Here is an 18,347-nt window from a genome sequence, read left to right on the forward strand (position 1 = left end):
TTCCCGCGGGTTGGCAAGAGCCGCCTATGGGCATTTGCGACGGACACTGTGAGGGGTTGGAACAACAGAATGCGACGGAGCCGGGAGAGACTTGCGCAGCAGTTGATCGATCAAATGCGCGATCAGATCGAAACGGGAAAGCTCAAAGAGGGCGATCAGTTGCCCACCGAGCCGCAACTGGAGAGGACTTTCGGCGTAAGCCGCACCGTTGTACGCGAAGCCATCGCCGATCTTCGCTCGGCCGGCTATGTCCGGCCGATCCAGGGAAAGGGCGTGTTCGTCAGCAATCCGCATGCACAAAAGGCATTTTCCTTAACGCCAGTTGAAGTTAAGAGTATCCCAGAAACCCTTGAATTGCTTGAGTTTCGCATGGCTACCGAAGGTGAGGCGGCAGCCATTGCCGCCTATAGAAGAACGGCCGAACAGGAGGCTGCGATCCGCGCGGCCAACCGCAAAATGGCGCAGATGATCGAAGATGGCGCTCCCACGGTCGAAGCGGACTATGAGTTTCATATGGCAATTGCGGCCGCAACCAATAACCGCTTCTATGTCGACGTTTTGCGGCATTTCGGCCCTCGCGCCATCCCCAGAGGGCAGTTCCCGACGCTGCCCGAGGCCAATGATCGCGCCTATCTGAACAAGGTCCATGCGGAGCACGTCGAGATCCTCGATGCTATTGCAGATCAGGAGCCTGAGCGGGCGCGGCAGGCGATGCGAGCGCACCTGCTAGGGAGCCAGCGGCGCTACCGCATGTTGGCCGAACAGCAATAAGACCCTCGACACTCTCCAAAATTCATATTATGTCATATGACATTGCTGAATTCAGGAGAGGTTTTCAAAACATGTATGCTGGAACTCAGGTCGCGGTTCGCGATGACGACGATTTCCGCGTTTTCGCACAGCTCGGACTGAAGCACATCTGCGCCGACCCGGCTGGATCGCCCTCGAGTTGGACGCTTGATGACCTTAAGCGCCACCGCGACAAGGTCGAAAGCTTCGGATTGATTCTCGATATGGTCCAGCTGCCCCTCCCCTCGCGGCCGATCGAGAACGCGTCTTACCCCGACATTCTTCTCGCCGGGCCGAACCGGGATCGCCAGATCGATGCCGTCTGCAAGCTCATCGAGGATATGGCGGCTGCCGGAATCCCGTCGGCGAAATACAATCTCAATCTGATCGGCATTCCGCGCACGCCAATGGAGCCTGGCCGCGGCGGCTCGATGAACGAGGCCTTTCGCTGGGAGAAGGCCGATCAAGCGGCGAGGCCGGGCCTCGCAGGCGAGCTTTCCGAGGAGGAAAACTGGGAGAGGATCGACTATTTCCTCGAGCGTGTGGTGCCGGTTGCCGAAAGCAACCGCGTGCGGCTTGCCTGCCATCCGCACGATCCTTACACGCCGCCCGGCTATCGAGGCGTCACCCGCGTCCTTGGAACGGTCGAGGGCCTGAAGAAGTTCGTGACCATGCGCGAAAGCCCTTATCACGGACTGAACTTCTGCCAAGGATCGATCGGCGAGATGCTTGAGAACCCGCGTGAGGAAATCGACGACATTATCCGCTGGTTCGGCACGCGCGGAAAAATCTTCAACGTTCACTTCCGCAACATCAGGGGCGGAAAACTGTCCTTCATGGAGACCTTCCCCGACGAAGGCGACATGGACATGGTCCGCTCGGCGCGGATCTACAAGGAGGTCGGCTACCAATACATGCTGATGCCCGACCATGTCCCGACCATCAGCGGCAGGGATCCGTCCGGCGTCGCTTTCGCCTTCTGCTACGGCTATATCGCAGCGCTCGTCGAAGCGCTTGAGACCCAGTCGATTTAAGCCAGGCCACATCCTTTTCATCAAGAAACTCGAACAGGAATGAACAATGGATCCAATTGACCTCAAGAGAGCAGTGGGCAACGGGCTGCTCTCCTTTCCCGTCACGCATTTTGATCAGGAACTCAAATTCGACGAGGACGCCTACCGCAAGCACATTGAATGGTTGGCCGGCTATGAGGCAGCCGCTCTTTTTGCCGCCGGCGGCACAGGGGAATTCTTTTCGCTCAATCCGCAGGAAATCCCTGCCGTCGTGACGGCCGCAAAAGTGTCGGCCGGAAAGACGCCGATCATTTCCGGCACCGGATACGGTACCTCGCTTGCGATCGACATTGCAAAAGCCGCGGAAAAAGCCGGCGCAGACGGTCTATTGCTGTTGCCGCCCTACCTGATGTTCAGCGAACAGGACGGCCTCGTCAACCATGTCAAATCGGTCTGCAAATCGGTCGGCATCGGCGTCATCGTTTATAATCGTGACAACGCGGTGTTGACGGCCGATAGCATCGCAAGGATTTGCGATGAATGCCCTAACCTCATCGGCTTCAAGGACGGCGTGGGCGATGTCGACAAGGTGATCGAGATCACCACGAAACTTCAAGACCGTCTTGTCTATGTCGGCGGCATGCCGACGCATGAGGTCTATGCGCAAGCCTATTTTGCAGCCGGGGTCACCACCTATTCGTCCGCCGTCTTCAATTTCGTGCCGGCACTCGCCCAGCGTTTCTATCAGGCTCTTCGTTCAGGCAATCAGCCTGTCATTGACGAAATCCTGAAAAACTTCTTCTTTCCCTTTGTCGCGCTGCGCAATCGGAAGAGAGGTTACGCAGTTTCGATTATCAAAGCCGGCCTTCGGGTGCTTGGTCGGGAAGCGGGCCCCGTCCGCCCGCCGCTCATTGATCTCAGCCCAGAAGAACTGACGCTGCTCAAGCGTATCGTTCAGGCAAACGACATCGAGAAAATTGCAGCGGAATGAAGAGGCGGCAGGGCTAGGCGGTTCCCCTCCCAACCGCCCTGAACCACCTCTTCTTGAACGGCCGCGCGGGCATAGTTCGACCCGCGCGGCCGTCTGCTAACCAGGCATATAGTGAATAGAATCTGACACCTAGTGTCCGCGCAGAAGCCTCGGTCCCGGTCGTGGAAGGGCGTTCCGACCCTGCCAGGAAACCAGAAAATCCGAATGTCGCAGGAGGCTGGAGAGCGGTCCATCCTGCAGCCAAAGTCAAGGGCAGGAGTGCGTGCCGGAGCGGCACCCTGGCTGAGCCGCTGCAAACGGCCACCGGACACATCATCCAGCGAAGAATTTGCTCAGTACCGGAGCAAGAATCTCGGGGCAACGTCACGGCTCTGATTGTCCAGAGTTTCGTATGATCCATTCGGCAGCGCTTCCACAACGGCGTGCGCGGTCTTATGCCACCAATCCAGGCTTGCGCCGACCACGATCACGCGCACGGGCACATTGATCAAATCAAGCGAAGCGCGTGTGACCATCAAAGCTGCTCCAGCAATTGCAAGCACCTGAACGAATCTGCGTCTCAGCATTCCTGTTCTCGTTCACGTGTTCGAACAGGCGGAAGTCTGGCGTTCGCCGCGTCAGGGTTCGAGGTCGATAGCGGCCCGATAGCTGCCGTCCATGTAGAAAGGCACAGATGCGTGCTCGTGGACGATTTTCCAGGCGCCCTCGGTCCGCCTGAGGCAGACCGTTTTGCGCTGCCACCATTGCGCTTGTTGACCGTCAATCTTGGTTGTTGCGCTCACTTTGGAAAGTCCGTGGCAAAAAGCGAGGCCGCCGCTGACTTCGATGGTCAAATCGCGCTCCTCCAGGCCGACCGGTCCCTCCCAAGTATCGAGCCAGGCGGCGAGACCCGAAATATCTGCCATGTGGGCAAGTGGCGGTGCCAGATCGAAGATGACGGCATCCGAGGCGTACTGCGCTCCGATTGCTGCTGCGTCCTTGTCATGGTGGCCTTTGCGGACGGCTTCAAGTACCGCCTTTATCTCCATTTCTTCGGTATCGATGGTCATGATCGTCTCCTTTGGGGTGGGTTTACCCAAAGGACGCGGCAGCGGCTCCCGATCCGACAGGGAACGAATCTTTTTCTGCCAGGAACGCCTATTCCGACCATGCCGGTGGTGGCGCAGGAATCTCCGCTCACGGAAGGGCGTCAATCGCACCGTGCGGCTATGGGGCAAGCCCGCGCTCTGTGCCTTCCATACCGGCTCTCCGCTCTTCCATCAGAGGCGCCGGCCTTCGCTATTGGCATCGATGACCGCGCATACCTCGGCAAAGGATACGGCCGGGAAGCTTCACGTTCGCTCTGGCCACACCTTCGGGAGCGGCCTTCATCGCACCTCCGTGCGGGTTCTGGCGAGCAATGCACGCGCCATCGCATGCTATCGCAAGTGCGGGTTCGTGGAGGAAGGGCGCGAGCGCGAAGCAGCCTTCGTCAACGGCACCTGGCAGGACGACATCATCATGAGACTGCTGGACAGAGAGTTCAGTCAGCCCTGAGGTCTGCAAGGGGTCGATCATGCAATTTCAATCCGTCACAGAAGGGAAAGCGGCTGTCACCTCGTCGCTGTGATGACCAACCCATAGATATTCAGCGCTCGTTCAGCCCAGAATGGCGCGCCGCCGTTCAAGGCTTTCTGCCGGCCATTCTTCCTTCATGTCGTAATAGACCTCGAAGGCGCGGGCGCCGTCCGGTAGCCGAATCCAGGGCAGTTTCGAGCGAGTGAAGATGTGAACATCGGGCTCAATTGCGGTGGGCTCATCGAGTGTAGTAACGCGTACAAAACGTAGCGCGCGGCGTCCGCCGTAATCGCTCCACAATGCCACCTTGCAGAACGGGCAGCGATAGATATCGTGCCGGCGGCCGCTGTCGGTTGCCATCGTCACCGGCTCCGGTGCGCCTGACAAGAGCGTAATGCGGTCGGTCTCGATCAGCGCGTTGATGACGAAGGCGCTGCCAGTTTGGCGTTGACAGTCGCGGCAATGGCAGCAATGCACGAACATCGGTCTGGAATTCAGCCGGTAGCGCACTGCTCCGCAGAAACAGCCTCCTTCGAAGGTCGGTGGCGGCATACACGCCCTCCTTTGCTTCCGAGCCACAGGTTAGCCGACCCAGGGTATGCCTGCAACGGGTGGGGAGAAGCCGTAGGCCGCAAGGCAGCCTTCATAGTATTAGATTGCTCAGGACAAAGAAAGCGCGCCCCTGGAGGGGGCTATGTCAAACTCGTGGGGAATCCCACAAAGGACTCTTATGTCGGCATCAAGCCACTAGCCCAACGGCAGGATCAGCACATCGCGCGGGGGGACTTCGATCTGTCCGCCATGATAGTTCCAGCCGGCGGGCCACGACGCTTGCGCGCTGGTCAACGTTCCGAGCCGGTCGGCAAGCTCGACATCCGTCGCCTGCGGACTGCGCGTCGGATTGACGAGCCAGAGAAAGCTGCCTTTTTCGCCTTTGTGGATGCGGGCAAAGACGGCATCGTTTGAAAGCGTCACGTGCCGGCTCCGGCCGCTCCATTTCATGATCTCTTCGAAGAAGGCACGGTTCGCTTTGCCTTCGGTTCGGTAATAGGCAACCGAGGGGTTTGTGCCGATCAAAAGCGTGCGGCCTCTGCCGAAGCTGTTTTCGACGACCGCCAGGCGTCCATCGTCAAAACGGCCGAGCGCCTTGCCGCCGGCAAGCTTATAGGATTGCAGCAGCCCGCCACCGTCGACGGCCAGTCCTTCCAGCTCGAGACGAATCCGATCGCCGATATCCGGCATGAACTCGACTTCCTCCTCCCGTGCGCCGAAGACCTCGTCGAGGCCCATGTTCGGCTGCACCTGGCCGACATGGCCGCGGTCGCCGAAATATCCCGGGCAGGCTTCGGCGATCAGGACGCCGCCCTTTTCCACCCAGGCTTTGAGATGCCTTGCCTGTTCGGCGGTGAACATGATCGGATAAGGGAAGTAGAGGAGATCGTAGTCGCCGATATCGTCGATATGAACCCAGTCCGACTGCACCCCGTTTTCTAAAAAGCCGCGGTAGGCACCCCACATGGCTTCCGGATAGGGCTTTTCCTTGCGGTCGTGGTTCAGCAGATAGTCGAACTGCTGCGTTTCGGGCACCACAAGTATGCCGACCTCGCCACGCACCGGTTTTGCCTCCCAGAGTGCTGCCTGGGCCGGATCGTTTGCCCATTTTGCCATCTGGCTGGCGATTTCCGAGCGCGGCGTGCGCGCGCCGTCCATGCCGTAGGAGCCGAAGGCGCCGAAGAGCGGACCGTCGAGCAGCGGACGCCAGCGCAGGTTAAGAACGCCGCGCGCGCCGCCGGCAAGCGAAGTCATGCTCCAGAGGCGGATATCGTCCGGCTCGGCCACACGGCCATCTTCTTTGTCACGGCCTATCACTTGCGGCTGCAGCCAAAGAGGCCCGCCTTGCCGCTCGGCATGCCAGAAGGGTTTGCCGCGGGCGGCGGCACGGTTGATGTCGACGCCATACCAGGTCTTCCATGGCTCTGTACCCTTGCGGGCCTGGATCCAGGTGAAGCCATAGATATCGACCTTGGAAGCAGCCAACCAGTCATCGCAACCGTTTGCCGCCATGTTCGGAATGGCGCCGGAAATGCCATGGGCAGCAATGACGTTCTTCCGGTCGATGGCGCGGATCGTGTCGATGCGCCACTGCATCTGGCCGTAGAAATTGTCCCGCTTGAACTGCAGCCAGTCGATGCATTCCGGATAGGGCGCCATATGCACGGGCGGCTCGATATCCTGCCATTCGGCATAGCTGTAGCGGTGCCAGGCCTTGGCGAGCGCTTTCAGCGTGCCGTATTTCTTTTCCAGCCACTCGCGGAACGCTGCCTTGGCATAACTGCTGTAGTCGACATCGGCGGAATAATTGCATTCGTTCCAGACGTCGTAGCCGTAGATCGCCGGGTGATCCTTGTAGCGGGTGGCGAGTGCGGTCAGGAATTGGCCGGCCGCCTCCTTCACCTCGGGGCAGTTGAGCGTCAGCGCGCCGGCGCCGCCGCCATTGTTGGAGAAGCCACCCGTTGCAGAAGAGACGCCCATATAGGAGCCAAGCTTCGTGCCATCGGCAGCGACCTGCAGCGCGTGGCTGAACTTGCGAAGCGCCCAGTCCGGTACCGCGTGGATCAGCTCGGCGATCACCGTCTTGATGCCGTTCTTCGCGGCGAGATCGAGCTGACGGTCATAGTCGTCCCAATCATAGACGCCCGGAGCGACTTCGATCGCGCCCCACATGAACCAATGGCGGAAAATGTTGAGCCCGTCTTCGCCGGCGGTCGCGTAGTCACGCTCCCAGTCCTCATTCGGCGGGTTGGACTTGCGGAAATAGACGGCGCCATAAGGAAATTGAATATCGTTTCTGAGCATTGTCCTGTCCTTTTCAATCGAGTCCGGGCAAGGCTTCGCCGTCCGGAGGAAGTTCCGGTTCGCGGGCAATCGAAGGGTCTGTCCGGTGTTTTGAGAGCTTTCTTCTAGCGCGGCCCTCCGGCGAGAAGTTCGAGCGTGCGGATAAGGGCGGAATGGTCGCGCTCGCCGTCGCCATTGGCGACCGCGGCATTCATCAGCTGTTGCGTCGCTGCCGTGTTCGGCAGCGCGAGATCAAGCGCGCGGGCGGCGTCGATCGCGAGCGTCAGGTCCTTGCGATGTAGGCGGATCCGAAAGCCGGGCTCAAAAGTCTCGTTGACCATGCGCTCGCCATGCACCTCAAGGATTCGCGAGGAGGCAAAGCCTCCCATCAGCGCAGCACGCACCCTGGCCGGATCGGCGCCAGCTCTCTTGGCAAAAAGCAGCGCTTCGCCAACCGCCTCGATCGTCAGCCCGACGATGATCTGGTTGGCGACCTTCGCCGTCTGCCCGTCGCCCACCCCGCCAACCAGTGTGATGGTCTTGCCCATCGTCGCAAGCAGTGGCCGTGCGCGCTCGAAAGCCTCCTGCTTGCCGCCGACCATGATCGTCAGCGAGGCGGCCTTGGCGCCAACCTCGCCGCCGGAGACCGGTGCGTCCAGATAGTCGCAGCCCAGAGCCCCGATGCGCGCGGCAAAGGCCTTGGTGGCAACCGGCGAGATCGAGCTCATGTCAATGACGAGCTTTCCGGTCGAAAGCCCTGAAGCGACACCATTTTCGCTAAAGAGGACGGCTTCGACGTCCGGTGTGTCCGGCAGCATCAGGATTACGATGTCGGCGACTTCTGCGACCGCCCTGGCGTTTGGCGCTGCGATGCCACCTTTGGCGACGAGATGCTGCGAGGCTTCCCTGACACGGCTCAGATGCAATGTGTGGCCGGCATCGATCAGGTGTTCCGCCATCGGACGCCCCATGACGCCCAGTCCGATAAATCCGATGTTCATGGTCTTCTCACTTCCGCTTGCTCACGTCAGATAAGGCTTCATCCAGCCGAGGCCCGCGCGGGTGCCGGCCTTCGGCCTATACTCGCAGCCCACCCAGCCATCGTAACCCACGCGGTCGAGTTCGGAGAGAGTAAAACCATAGTTGATCTCGCCCGTGCCGGGCTCGCCCCGGCCCGGATTGTCGGCGATCTGCACATGGGCGATCTTCTCCTTGAGCCGGATGAAGGTCGGGATCAGGTCTCCCTGCATGATCTGCATGTGGTAGAAATCATACTGGATGTAGAGATTGTCCGAGTCGGCTTTTTCGAGGATGCGCTCGGCATGTGCCGTGCTCGACAGGAAGAAGCCCGGAATGTCGCGCAGGTTGATCGGCTCGATCAAGAGCTTGATGCCGGCCTCGGCACAGCGCGCCGCAGCGTATTTGAGATTGCCGACAAGCACTTTTTCCAGCATTTCGAGATCGGCACCTTCCGGCACCAGGCCGGAGATGACATTGACCTGTCTGCAATCGAGCACCTTGGCATAATCAAGAGCGAGCGAGATGCCGGCGCGGAACTCCTCCACGCGGTCCGGCAGGCAGGCGATGCCGCGCTCGGCGCCGGCCCAGTCGCCAGACGGCACGTTGAAGAGCGCCTGTTTCAGGCCGCTTGCCTTCAAAGCATCTGCGACCTTTTCCTTCGGCTCGGCATAGGGACCGAGATATTCGAGCGCTCCGAAGCCATCCCTGGCCGCTGCGGCGAAGCGGTCGAGGAAGGGCAAATCCTGATAGAGGAACGAGAGATTGGCGGAGAATTTCGGCACTGCGTTTATCCTCAGGCATTGGCGGGTGCGACGAAGCGATGCCGATGAAGCATGCGCTTGTTGCGCGGATCGGGATTGGGAACGGCGGAGATGAGGCTTTTGGTATAAGCCTCCTGCGGCGCGGTGCAGATCTGCTCGGCCTCGCCGAGCTCGACGATCCTGCCGCGATGCATGACGGCGACGCGGTCGCAGAAGTAGCGCACCACGGAAATGTCGTGCGAGATGAAGATGAAGCTCAGGTTCAGCCGCTGGCGAATGTCGAGCAAAAGGTCGAGGATCTGGCTGCGGATCGAGACATCGAGCGCCGAGGTGGCTTCATCGGCAATGATGATACGCGGATCAAGGGCAAGCGCCCGGGCGATGCCGATACGCTGCCGCTGACCGCCCGAAAAGGCGTGCGGATACCGTTCCATGCCGATCGGGTCGAGGCCGACCATGCGCATCAATTCGGCCACGCGATCCTCCAGCGCCCTGCCCTTGGCAAGGCCGTTGACGACCAGCGGGTCACCGATCACCTCCTTGACGGTCATGCGCGGATTGAGCGAGGCGAAGGGATCCTGGAAGATGAGACGGACTTCGCGGTGGAAGCTGCGAAGCGCGCGCGTCGTGAGCGTGGTGACGTCGATCGCGCCGCCGTCCTTGCCGCGATAGGTTATGCTGCCGCCGGTCGGCTCGACGGTGCGCAGGATGAGACGGCCGAGCGTCGTCTTGCCGGAGCCGCTCTCGCCGACGATGCCGAGATTTTCACCGGGATAGAGATCGAAATTGGCGTCGTCGACGGCACGCAGCGCGTTCGCCTTGCCGTGCCAGCCGTAGATCTTGCTGAGATTGCGGACAGAAAGGATCGGTTGCGGCGCCGCAGACAGCGCAACGGCCGGCACTTTGCCTTCGACGTGGTGCGTGAGCTTGACCGTCGAGGCAAGGAGCTCACGCGTATAGGGATGTTCGGCGGCATGATAAATCGCATCGACCGGACCCCGTTCGACGATGCGGCCGAAGCGCATCACGGCAACCTCGTCGGCCACCTCGGCGACAATGCCCATGTCATGGGTGATCAGCAGCATCGCCATTCCACGGCTGACCTGCAGGCGCTTGATGAGATCGAGGATTTCGGCTTGCGTCGTGACATCGAGCGCCGTCGTCGGCTCGTCGGCAATCAGGATGTCCGGATTTCCGGCGAGCGCCATGGCGATCAGGGCGCGCTGGCGCATGCCGCCGGAGAATTCGAAGGTGTATCGATCGGCCATCTGGTCCGGATTTGGAATTTCGACCTGGCGCAGCAGATCGATCATTCTGGCCCGCGCGGTGGATTTGTCGAGGTCGCTGTGGACGCGAATGGCCTCGATGATCTGCGAGCCGATCGTGTGTACCGGTGAAAGCGAGCTCATCGGTTCCTGGAATACCAAGCCGATGCGCCGCCCCCGGATCGCGCGCATCGGCCTGCTGCCGGGGAAAAGCGTCGCGATATCGGTGACCTCGCCGCCATTGCGCAGCAGGATCTCCCCGTCGGCGATGCGGCCAGGCCTGTCAACGATCTGCAGCAGCGAGCGGGCGGTTACGCTTTTGCCCGAGCCGCTCTCGCCGACGAGGCAGAGCGTCTGGCCGCGCTTCAACTGGAAACTGACATTTTGGACAGCGTGCAGGATATGTGTCCTGAGCTTGAAGTCGATCGAGAGGTTCTCGACGGAGAGGACGACATCTTCGGGAAGATCGGCCATCGTTTCCTCCTTAATTGTCGTAGGGGTCGGCGGCATCGCGAAGGCCGTCGCCGAAGAAGTTGAAGGAAAGCACGGCAATGACCACTGCGAGCGACGGCCAGATCAGCAGCCATGGAGCCGTCGCGACCGTGCGAATATTCTGAGCGTCCTGCAGCAGCACGCCCCAGCTCACCACCGGCGGTTTCAATCCGATGCCGAGGAAGGAAAGCGAGGTCTCGGCGACGATCATCGTCGGCACGGCGAGTGTCACGACGGCCAGGATGTGGCTCGTCAGCGACGGCAGGATGTGGCGGAAGATCAGCCGCGTCTCGCTTGAGCCATCTAGCCTTGCGGCGGTGACGAAATCCTCGCTGCGCAGTGCCAGGAACCGTCCCCGCACCTCGCGGGCGAGACTTGTCCAGCCGAGCAGCGAGACGATGATGGTGATGACGAAATAGACGTTGACCGGCGACCATGTCAGCGGGATCGCCGCTGCCAGGCCCAGCCAGAGCGGAATGGTCGGCATTGCGCTGACCACCTCTATGATGCGCTGGATGATCGTATCGACCCAGCCGCCGTAGAAGCCGGAAATGGAGCCGAGCACGACACCCAGGATCAGCGACATGGCGACGCCGACGAGGCCGATCGACATGGAAACGCGCGTGCCATAGATCAGCCGCGAGAATACGTCACGGCCGAGCCGGTCGGCGCCGAGCAGATACATCGGATCGCTCCGGTTGATCGGGCCGATCAGATGACGCTCCGTCGGAATTAGGCCCCAGAGCCTGTAGAGCGGACCCTTAACGAAGAAGCCGACCGGCACGACCTTGGTATCATCGACGACGAAGGTGCGGCGCAGGGCCACCTTGTCGATCTCGACCTTGTAGCCCTTCACATGGAAATTGAACTCGGAACTGCCGTCCGGTTTCGTCACGAAGAGGCTGAGGCCCTGCGGCGGGGCGTAAGTGTACTGCGGGCGCGAGGTCATCGGCAGAGCCGGCGCCAGGAATTCGGCAAAGAGGCCGACCAGATAGAGCAGGAGGATGATGGCGCCGGCTGCCATCGCCACTTTCTGGCGGACCAGCTTGCCGGCCACCAGCCGCCATGGCCCGACCGCAGCCGTCGAGATCGCCCTGCCCTCTTTCAGCGGGCTGATCGACGGTCCATCGACAGTGATCAGCGACGGTTCGGAATGCTTTCCCAATGTCTCGCGAACGCTCATGTCGGCCTCCTCAATTGAACCGGATGCGCGGGTCGAGCAGCGCAAGAAGGAGGTCAGACAGCAGCATGCCGACGAGCGTCAGCGCACTCAACAGCAGAATGAAGCTGCCGGCGAGATACATGTCCTGCGAGATGAGAGCCCTGAAGAGCAGTGGCCCAGCGGTCGGCAGGTTGAGGACGATCGCGGTGATTGTCACGCCGGAGACCAGATGCGGCAGCACCCAGCCGATCGCCGAGACGAAGGGATTGAGCGCGATGCGCACCGGGTATTTGAGGATGACCTTGTATTCCGGCAGACCCTTGGCGCGGGCGGTGATGACATAGGGCTTGTGCAACTCGTCCGTCAGATTGGCGCGCAGGATGCGGATCAGCGCCGCCGTTCCCGACGCGCCGATGATGATGATCGGTATCCAGAGATGCGCCAGGAAATCGCCAATCTTCGCGAGGCTCCACGGCGCTCCGGTATATTGCGGAGAGTTCAGGCCGCCGACGCTCTGACCGAGATATTTGTAGGAGACATACATCAGCGTCAGCGCCAGGATGAAGTTCGGCACCGCAAGGCCGATGAAGCCGAAGAAGGTGAAGACGTGGTCAGCGAGCGACTGACGGCGCACGGCCGAATAGATGCCGATCGGCAGCGCAACGATCCAGACGAAAAGCAGGCTCAGCAGCGAGATGACCAGCGTCGAGCCCATGCGCGCCCAGATGAGGCCCGAGACGGGCTGGTTCCATTCGAAGGAATGACCGAAGTCGCCCCGGCTGAGGATGCCCCATATCCACTTCAGATACTGGATATAGAAGGGATCGTCGAAGCCGTAGATCTCCTTCAGCCGTTCGATCTGGGCCGGATCCCACCGTCTGACCGCTGTCGCTCATGGTGGCGATCATCGACGTCAGATAGTCGCCCGGCGGCAGCTGGATGATCAGGAACGAGATCAGCGACATGCCGAACAAGGTCGGGATCATGTAGAGCAGGCGCTTGAAAATATAGCCAAGCATCGGATGTTCTCCTCCCGTTGAGAGCGCCGGTCAGGCGCTTCCTTCGGACCTCCGTCCGCGTTCGGCCCCACCAGGCCGAAAGCACTCCTCCGGTTTCAGTCTGTCACCTCAGTTCCAGGTGATATGCACGACCTCAAGCCGCTCGATGCCCGGCACCTCCACCTCAGCGCGGCCATCCTTGATGCTGAAGCTCGCGGCACGGTCGGCCACCACGAGCCAGGCCTTCGCCACAGATTTTCCTTCAGGAATCTCCACCGAGATGGTCTGACCCGCCAGAGGGTAATTTTCGCGTATCGGACCTTTCATCATCATCGGGTTGGTGAGGTTGAAAAGGCTGAGCGCGATACCGTCGGCATTTTCGCGCAGCGCCAGATCGACGACCCCGGGACCGGCGACGGTAACACGCGGCGTCTTGCCAAGCGCCCAGCGAACGGCATTGGCGAGAAGCCGGGCGTGGTCGACGGCGAAAACCTCCCAGAAAATTTCGCCGACATTCCAGGGAAAGTAAACCGAACGGCCGCCCTTGCCGGTTTCGCGAGCGATGACGGCGGCGCCTTCCGGCGCTTTGCGCGGATAGACTTCCTCCATCGGCAGATCGGGAAAATCCGGAACATAGAGAAAGGGGGTCTTCGCATCGCCAGTCGGCTCGACGTCGATCAGCCGTGTGCCGCCCATGATACGTTCGGCGCCGCCAAAGCCCGCATTGAGCGGATGGTCGCCGGCGAGCGCGACATAGGTGTTCTTGACGATGCCGCGCGGGCCGGAGACGAATTTCGCGCCGAAGACGTCCGAAAGGCCGAATTCGTCACGCCTGCGGCCGAATTCGTCGCGCAACGAGGTTTCGTAAGCCGCAATTACGCTGCCGCCGCGGCCGACATAGGCACGGACGGCGCCGCATTGCGCATCCGACAGGCAGGCCGCGTTGGCGAGAATGATCAGCTTGAAGCGGTCGAGATTTTGCTCGCTCAGGACCTGATCCGAGAGCAGCTCGAAGGGCAGACGCGCTTCAACGAGGGCATGATAGACGCCGAGATCGTGCTTTTCAGCGGCATGCCTTTCTTCCGGCGCCCAGTGGCGCAGCGTCGTCGAGGGATCGATGACCGCGACTTCGGCCACCGGGCTCATGCTTTCGAGCACCGGCTCGACAGCGGCCTGCAGGGCGAAAGCGTCGGCAACCGGTTCGACCCAGCGCTTGTCCGGCACAACGCCGTTGAATTTGGTGAACCAGGCATAAAGACCATGTGCCGTGCCGTCGTTGATCCAGAGCTGCATCTCCTCGCCGGACGTCACCGCATCCTTCCAGCGATATTCCTCTTCCGGGCCGATCGAGGTGATGAGCACCACGGGACGATCCTGAAAGGTGGCGCGGATGCGCTTGCCGTTGCGTCCGGCTGACCAGCCGAGTTCCAGTCCCTTGCGGCCTTGGTGATCGACGACGAGGAAGGGGCAGTGCTTGGCGATGACCGAGAGGTCAAACTCCATCAGCGAGCCGCCGCCCATATTGGGGATGAAGCTTGCATGCGGCCGGATCGCCTTCACGGCTTCGTCCCATTGAACGATCATGTCGGTCAGTACCCGGCGGCGCCACTGCACCCATGCCTGCCAGGCGGGATCTTCGGCATCCGGCTTCTTCGGCAGAGCATGGCCGAACATATCCTTGAAGCGGCGGGCGCTGTCTTCGCTGTAGTCGATGCCGTGGCCTTGCCACCGGTTGGCGAAGACGGCGTCGATATCATATTTGCGGACGATCTCCTTGACGACCTCCGGCATGAAGACGGTATTGTAGGCGCCATAGGCATTCGTCACCCAGACATCGGGATAGGCCCAGTGGCGCCGCGGCGTGCCGTCGGCATTGACCATCACCCATTCGGGATGGGCTTTGGCCGCATCCTCATGAATCGCATGCGGATCGACGCGGGCCATCACATGCATGTCAAGCTTGCGGGCGGCCTCGACAAGCGCGCCGAAGATATCCTTGTCGCCCAGATACTTGCTGACATAGTGATAAGGCACTTCGCTCGGATAATAAGCGACGTAGCCGCCGGCGCTGAGGCAGACGGCGTTGGATTTCGTGCGCCTGAAGACATCGATCCAGAAGGCAGGGTCGTATTTCTCCGGATCGTCCTCCACGAAGGTAAGCTGGGTCCAGCGGGTTGCTGTCGTAAACCAGTCCGGCGTCCGCAGCGTGTCGGTGTTCTGTCTTTTGGCGTCGAGCATCGTCTTTGTCCAATCATTCGGCAAAGGGAGGCTTCGGCGCCGACCGCATGGCCGGCGCGCGAAGTTGTATCTCGTTCAGGCCGTCAGACCTTGTAGAACTGCTCCGGCATGGTCGGAGCGGGTGTCGGCCAGCCGAAGGAGTTCGGCATGGTCCTGGTGATGTTCTTCATGCTGTTCTTGACGATGCCGTAGCCGTCGGGCGGCAACGAAATGCCGAAAACATAAAAGTTGTCGGCAGCCCCTTGCAGGATCTGCTTCATGACCTCGCGCTGGCCGGCGGGGTCGGAGGTCGCTTTGAGCTTGTCGTACAGCTCAAGCTGGCTTTTCGTTTCTACCGGTGGTTCTTCGGCATTGGCATTGCCCCGATCGCGGTACCAGAGTTGCCAGGCCGGAGCATACATGGCGTTTGCATCCGTAGGCACGTAGTAGCGCGGGTCGAGCATGGCCGCGACGCCGCCGTTTGCGCCGAACTGGTGGGCGGTCGCATCGAAATCGCGGCCCTGGCGGACGCGCGTTTCCCAGAGCGAACGGTCCATGGTGCGCATCTGCGCGTCTATGCCCACCGCCTGGAACATCGGAATGACCAATTGGAAGAGATCGAGGAAGACGGCACGTGCCTGATCGATCTCGAAGATGATCGTCAGACGCCGTCCCTCTTCGTCCAGGCGGAAATTCTGATCATCGCGCTTCGGCACGATCTGATCGAGCATGGCATTCGCCTTGTCGACGTCATAGGCCGTGAACTGCGTGGCAAGCTGCTCGTTATAGAGCGGATCTTCCTTCTTGATCGACGGTTGCGCCGGTGCGCCCTGCCCGACAAGCACGGCATCGATCAGCGACTGGCGATCGAGCGCCGTTGAAAGTGCCGCCCGGAATTCCTTGTTTCGAAAGAGCTTCCGCTTCGTCTCGTCGTTGTGGTTCAGATTGAAGATGAAGTTCATCACATTGGCTTCGGTCGACGTCAGCGTATAGAAGTCGTAATCGCCCTGAGCGCGCGCATCGTAGAGGACCGATTTGTTGTTCGGCGTTGCGATATACTGGTCCATCAGGTCGACTTCGCCCTGCATGGCTTTCAAGAGCAGAACCTGCGGGTCGGCAACCATCTGGTAGACGATCCGATCCATGTAGGGCAGTTGGTTACCCTCTGTATCGACCTTCCAATAATAGGGATTGCGCTCGGCGACGGCGCGTTCGGTGTTTTCGCCGGGCGCGATGGTGAACATCCATGCATGCAGGCAGGGCTTCTTCGAGGAGTTCAGAAAAAAGGCATTATCGTCCTGGAAGCCGGCGGCAGCCTGGAAGGAGGCTATCCAGCTTTCAAAACCACGCTGCCTGGCAAGCTCGTCGGCCTTGGGATTGTAGTCGATATGGAACTGCTCGAGATAGTGCTTCGGGCAACGCGTCGTCTGGTCGGCATTGGCCCAGGCAACCTGCAACGGGAACAAACCGTTCGGCTTTTCGAAAGTCACCTTGAACGTCTGCTCATCGACAATATCGAGCGTCGCCGGCTTGCCGCCCGATTTCCAATGATCCTGGCCGACGAAGGCGACGCGTTTGTCGCTGAAGACCGTATCATACCAGAATTTGATGTCTGCCGTCGTGTAGGGATGACCGTCCGACCATTTCATGCCTTTGCGCAGGCGAACCGTATAAACCTTTGATTCCGCATCGACTTCAAACGTTTCAGCGACATTCGGCGTCACCCCCGACCAATCGGGGGTATAACGCAGCAGGGGTTCATAGGCCTGATAACGGAAAAGCATCGACAGCGATCCGCCCCCGACCAGCGCCATGTTCCAGTCACCCCCATATGTGCCGACGCTTTCGACCGGCTTGATGACCAGCGGATTTTCCGGCAGCCGATCCTTAAGGGGCGGGATGGCGCCGCTCGAAACCTTGTCCTTGAGAATATCCGCTTCCTTGAAGTCGGCGGCGAAAGCCGGCAGTGCCGGCAAAATGAGAACGGCCGAGGTCCCGGCCAGAAACGCACGACGTTTCAGCTTGATCATAGGTCTCTCCTCCAAGAATCCATGCCCTTAGCGTTATTTTTTGTTTTGGGCCTGGATAAAGGAAGAATACATTTGGATATTGTTAGGTAAAGCGTTATGTTCTGTTATTGCGAAAATCGATGTCGTTATGCGCACGATAGCCAAGCGGCAGATTGAATGGCGATTGAAAGACGAGATGGATGGGAAGCAGGGGCCGGGTAACATTGCAGACGATCGCGCGCGAGGTCGGCCTGTCGAAATACGCCGTGTCGCGCTCGCTCGCCGGAAAGAGCGGCGTCAGCGAAACCACGCGGGCGCTGATCCGCGAGACCGCCGAGCGCCTGGGCTATATCAAGCCGGTGGGCCTGGCTGCATCCAACGATATCGCCGTCGTGTTCCACGACGCCGATCCGTTGAACAGCGAGCTTTACATGCAGATCCAGAATGGCGTGCAAGGGGAAGCGCATCGCCTGGGAATGGGGCTGCGTTTCCGCTGGACCCACAATCCCAGCCAGCTTGAAGAACTCGCCCGCTCCTGCGCAGGTCTGCTGCTTGTCGGCCCCCATGACCGCGAGGCCATTGCCGCGATAACGGCAACGGGAGCGCCGATCGTGAGGTTTGGCTGGGTCGATCCGCTGGAAGAGGCCGACCAGGTGACGGGAACCGATCATGAGGCAGGCCAGGCCGTGGTCCAGTATCTCATCGATCTGGGGCATCGCTCGATTGCCTATGTCGAAGGCATGCCGGGACTCAGAGGCCGCCGGGAGCGCTTCTACGGTGCACGGGAAGTCGCCGAACTTTATTCCGACGTCACACTGGGCGTTATGCAGTTCGATGAGCGCAGCGGTTTCGGAGATGCCTTCTGCTCGCTACAGAAGAAGGGGATTAACCCAACGGCCTTTTTCTGCGCCCATGACGGATTGGCGCTGACGGTTGTCTCCGAGCTGCTTGGACAGGGTTACCGCATTCCAGATGATATTTCTGTCGTGGGCTTTGGCGACTATTCACCCGCCACGCAGATTTCGCCGCCGTTGACGACCGTGCGCATGGAAGGGCAGGAATGCGGTGCGGTCGGATTGCGGCTTCTGCTGGAACGCATTGAAAATCCACCGCTGCCGGGTGCCCCTGCACGCCGTATCCATGTCGCATCCCGTATCATCGAGCGGCGGTCGGCTGTGCGCTGCAAGACCTCGATTCCTGCTTGATCCGGCAGCAGGAAGCCGCGCCCTCTTCAGGGC

Annotated in this window: 14 protein-coding genes and 1 pseudogene; 5 read left to right on the forward strand and 10 right to left on the reverse strand. The window is 60.5% G+C overall.

The genetic code is table 11. The annotated features are described in order from the left end of the window. The first annotated feature begins 69 nt into the window (after positions 1 to 69). From ACZ9BX_RS31835 to kdgD, 3 genes are all read left to right on the forward strand, one after another. Positions 70 to 771 carry a FadR/GntR family transcriptional regulator gene (locus ACZ9BX_RS31835; RefSeq protein WP_476222234.1) on the forward strand — a complete coding sequence of 234 codons (702 nt, stop codon included), beginning with the start codon at positions 70 to 72 and terminating at the stop codon, positions 769 to 771. Between the two features lie 71 nt (positions 772 to 842). After that, positions 843 to 1,823 carry a mannonate dehydratase gene (locus ACZ9BX_RS31840; RefSeq protein WP_476222236.1) on the forward strand — a complete coding sequence of 327 codons (981 nt, stop codon included), beginning with the start codon at positions 843 to 845 and terminating at the stop codon, positions 1,821 to 1,823. A 46-nt stretch (positions 1,824 to 1,869) separates the two neighbouring features. Next, positions 1,870 to 2,793, forward strand: a complete 924-nt coding sequence (kdgD, locus tag ACZ9BX_RS31845; RefSeq protein WP_476222238.1) for a 5-dehydro-4-deoxyglucarate dehydratase — start codon at positions 1,870 to 1,872, stop codon at positions 2,791 to 2,793. 617 nt (positions 2,794 to 3,410) lie between these two features. Here kdgD and ACZ9BX_RS31850 read toward each other — a convergent pair. Then, the gene (locus tag ACZ9BX_RS31850; RefSeq protein WP_476222240.1) at positions 3,411 to 3,842 is read right to left on the reverse strand and encodes a YybH family protein; all 432 of its coding nucleotides are present in this window, start codon (positions 3,840 to 3,842) and stop codon (positions 3,411 to 3,413) included. A 241-nt stretch (positions 3,843 to 4,083) separates the two neighbouring features. Between ACZ9BX_RS31850 and ACZ9BX_RS31855 the strand changes: the two genes are divergently transcribed. Next, positions 4,084 to 4,329: a GNAT family N-acetyltransferase gene (locus ACZ9BX_RS31855; RefSeq protein ID WP_476222242.1), complete on the forward strand. Its 246-nt coding sequence runs from the start codon at positions 4,084 to 4,086 to the stop codon at positions 4,327 to 4,329. Positions 4,330 to 4,431: 102 nt separating this feature from the next. On the opposite strand, the gene ACZ9BX_RS31860 is transcribed toward ACZ9BX_RS31855, so the two are convergent. The 9 genes and pseudogenes from ACZ9BX_RS31860 to ACZ9BX_RS31900 form a co-directional block, all read right to left on the reverse strand. Beyond that, positions 4,432 to 4,902 carry a GFA family protein gene (locus ACZ9BX_RS31860; RefSeq protein ID WP_476222243.1) on the reverse strand — a complete coding sequence of 157 codons (471 nt, stop codon included), beginning with the start codon at positions 4,900 to 4,902 and terminating at the stop codon, positions 4,432 to 4,434. Positions 4,903 to 5,097: 195 nt separating this feature from the next. Next, positions 5,098 to 7,206, reverse strand: a complete 2,109-nt coding sequence (locus ACZ9BX_RS31865) for a beta-galactosidase (RefSeq protein WP_476222245.1) — start codon at positions 7,204 to 7,206, stop codon at positions 5,098 to 5,100. 104 nt (positions 7,207 to 7,310) lie between these two features. Next, the gene (locus ACZ9BX_RS31870; protein WP_476222246.1) at positions 7,311 to 8,186 is read right to left on the reverse strand and encodes a 2-hydroxy-3-oxopropionate reductase; all 876 of its coding nucleotides are present in this window, start codon (positions 8,184 to 8,186) and stop codon (positions 7,311 to 7,313) included. Between the two features lie 21 nt (positions 8,187 to 8,207). Continuing rightward, positions 8,208 to 8,987: a 2-oxo-tetronate isomerase gene (gene otnI / locus ACZ9BX_RS31875; protein WP_476222248.1), complete on the reverse strand. Its 780-nt coding sequence runs from the start codon at positions 8,985 to 8,987 to the stop codon at positions 8,208 to 8,210. An 11-nt stretch (positions 8,988 to 8,998) separates the two neighbouring features. After that, complete coding sequence (locus ACZ9BX_RS31880; protein ID WP_476222250.1) at positions 8,999 to 10,705, reverse strand: ABC transporter ATP-binding protein; 1,707 nt, start codon at positions 10,703 to 10,705, stop codon at positions 8,999 to 9,001. A gap of 10 nt (positions 10,706 to 10,715) precedes the next feature. Then, positions 10,716 to 11,906 carry an ABC transporter permease gene (locus ACZ9BX_RS31885; RefSeq protein ID WP_087001382.1) on the reverse strand — a complete coding sequence of 397 codons (1,191 nt, stop codon included), beginning with the start codon at positions 11,904 to 11,906 and terminating at the stop codon, positions 10,716 to 10,718. Positions 11,907 to 11,916: 10 nt separating this feature from the next. After that, positions 11,917 to 12,904: pseudogene (locus ACZ9BX_RS31890) on the reverse strand (ABC transporter permease). 108 nt (positions 12,905 to 13,012) lie between these two features. After that, a complete protein-coding gene (locus ACZ9BX_RS31895) occupies positions 13,013 to 15,121 on the reverse strand; it encodes a family 10 glycosylhydrolase (protein ID WP_476222252.1) in 2,109 nt (702 codons plus the stop codon). Positions 15,122 to 15,204: 83 nt separating this feature from the next. Beyond that, positions 15,205 to 17,130: an ABC transporter substrate-binding protein gene (locus ACZ9BX_RS31900; RefSeq protein ID WP_476222253.1), complete on the reverse strand. Its 1,926-nt coding sequence runs from the start codon at positions 17,128 to 17,130 to the stop codon at positions 15,205 to 15,207. 179 nt (positions 17,131 to 17,309) lie between these two features. Between ACZ9BX_RS31900 and ACZ9BX_RS31905 the strand changes: the two genes are divergently transcribed. Continuing rightward, the gene (locus ACZ9BX_RS31905; protein ID WP_476222255.1) at positions 17,310 to 18,314 is read left to right on the forward strand and encodes a LacI family DNA-binding transcriptional regulator; all 1,005 of its coding nucleotides are present in this window, start codon (positions 17,310 to 17,312) and stop codon (positions 18,312 to 18,314) included. Positions 18,315 to 18,347 lie beyond the last annotated feature (33 nt).

The sequence above is a fragment of the Rhizobium sp. USDA 3886 genome, assembly GCF_056279785.1.